The 1,745-nt window shown below is 37.8% G+C and carries 2 protein-coding genes; one reads left to right on the top strand and one right to left on the bottom strand.

Features of this window, described 5'->3' with window-relative positions:
* Positions 1-189 precede the first annotated feature (189 nt).
* Positions 190-402 carry a transposase gene (locus tag F6K13_RS35920; protein WP_124143558.1) on the top strand — a complete coding sequence of 71 codons (213 nt, stop codon included), beginning with the start codon at positions 190-192 and terminating at the stop codon, positions 400-402.
* 170 nt (positions 403-572) lie between these two features.
* Here the strand turns inward: F6K13_RS35920 and F6K13_RS31730 are convergent, their stop codons facing one another.
* On the bottom strand, positions 573-704 hold the full coding sequence (locus F6K13_RS31730; protein WP_287289672.1) for a hypothetical protein: 132 nt from the start codon (positions 702-704) through the stop codon (positions 573-575).
* Positions 705-1,745 lie beyond the last annotated feature (1,041 nt).

Below are 1,745 nucleotides of genomic sequence, written 5' to 3'. Positions count from 1 at the left end.
AAAGGGATTTCGCCTTGGATTTGGCGGGATTATTAGGAGAAAGTCAACGCCAAAATATTGCTCAAATTACCGACAATATTATCGGCTCTTTATATAAAAATATACATCATTTTATTGCCTATGCCAAATGGGCTGAAAATTCGATAAATGTTAGGGAAGCTTTGCATTAGCAAAGGTCGTTGAGAAATTATGAATCAACATGATCAAACCCGAATTAGAAATGGATGTGCTCTGATTATTGATGATTCTGGCCATCAAAAAAGTGGTAATTTTACTGGTGGAGTCGGCCGACAATATCTTGGAGAAATTAGTACTGCAGACAATGGAGTAGTAATAGTCACAACTTACCTATATGATGGAGTGGGCAGTCTACCTTTGGATGTGGAGTTATACCAAAAGTGATCATCAAATTCCAGATGCAAAACAAGATCAAGAATTTGTGAAAAAACCCGATTGAGCAATCAAGTTAGTCAAAAAAACTTTGTCCAGAAAATATCGACCAGGTATAGTTTTAGTGGATGGAGGTGATGGAAATAATTCGTCTTTTCTACAGGAGTTAGAACAACTGGAACTTAAATATATGATAGTCCTGCATAGTAATGGTAGGATACATATTTTTTAATTTCTCCCACACTCCCCATCTCCCACACTCCTGATCTCCCCATCCCCCCATCCCCCCAAACTCCCGGTGCTTCCTTTACCATGACTATGCACCACCACCAAATATATAAGGGGGTTAGCGAAAAATCGTCAGGTAAGTGTTATCCATCAAAAAACTGGCAAAAAACAATCACAAAAAAGGTGAGATGAAATAGGCATATCTTTACCTGAAAATAATTTTGCTGGAAGGATCGATCACAACAAGATATACCCAAAACAGTTTGGGTAGCTACCATAGAAGTAGAAACCAAAGGTTTAACTGGTCCTAGAACTATTGCGATCGTCATCAATCATAGTTATATATCTCAAGGGACTGAAATTGATGATTTAATCACACATAAACAATATAAAAGTGTGACCGGAGAATGGATGGATACTTACAACCTTTTGTGAGAGAAACTATATTGAAAAGTTTGATCGGGAAGCTCAGGGATGGTTGGGTTGAAAAGAAGATCAACTCACAGCTCAAACCAGTATGATGCGTCATTTGATCTGAGTGTTTGTTGCCTATACTTTCATTGTTTACCAACAATTAATGGCAGGCTTGAGAAAGGGTGATTCTCGCCAAGCTGTGACAAATTTTACAGAGACATTAGAAGTATTTGTGAGTGGTGTTTCCTACAAATTTTTTTGCTGGTGACAACAGAATCAAGAAATATTTTGCTCAACATCAAGCTGACTTGGGGGTAATCTGGGGGTAGACTCAGGTATAACTCGCTCTAATTATAGAATAGAGCTAAATCTATTTTACTTTTTTACAAAAGTCCAGGTAACGCTGCGCGACATGTTTGCGGAGCATGACAAACGGAAAAAGCGGAGCTTCCCGAAGGGTGGGATGGCGATCTTCGGAGCGGGTCTGTAAGAACGGGTCTCCTCGCCATATCCAATCGACCAAGAGAAAAGAAAAAATTTTCCTTTTAGTCAATCCTCTTCTTTTCAAAGAGAGGTAATTGTTAATTATTAATTATTAATTATTAATTATTAATTGTTGAAGACCTAATAAATGATATTGAAACTATTCATTCTGTACGTTGCTAATCCGACAGCTTCCCTACCTGACTCCTAAGAAATAAACTAGCTATTTA

Source organism: Okeania sp. SIO2B9 (assembly GCF_010672505.1).
Classification (GTDB): Bacteria; Cyanobacteriota; Cyanobacteriia; order Cyanobacteriales; family Microcoleaceae; genus Okeania; species Okeania hirsuta.
This window is presented reverse-complemented; position numbering and strand designations above follow the sequence as displayed.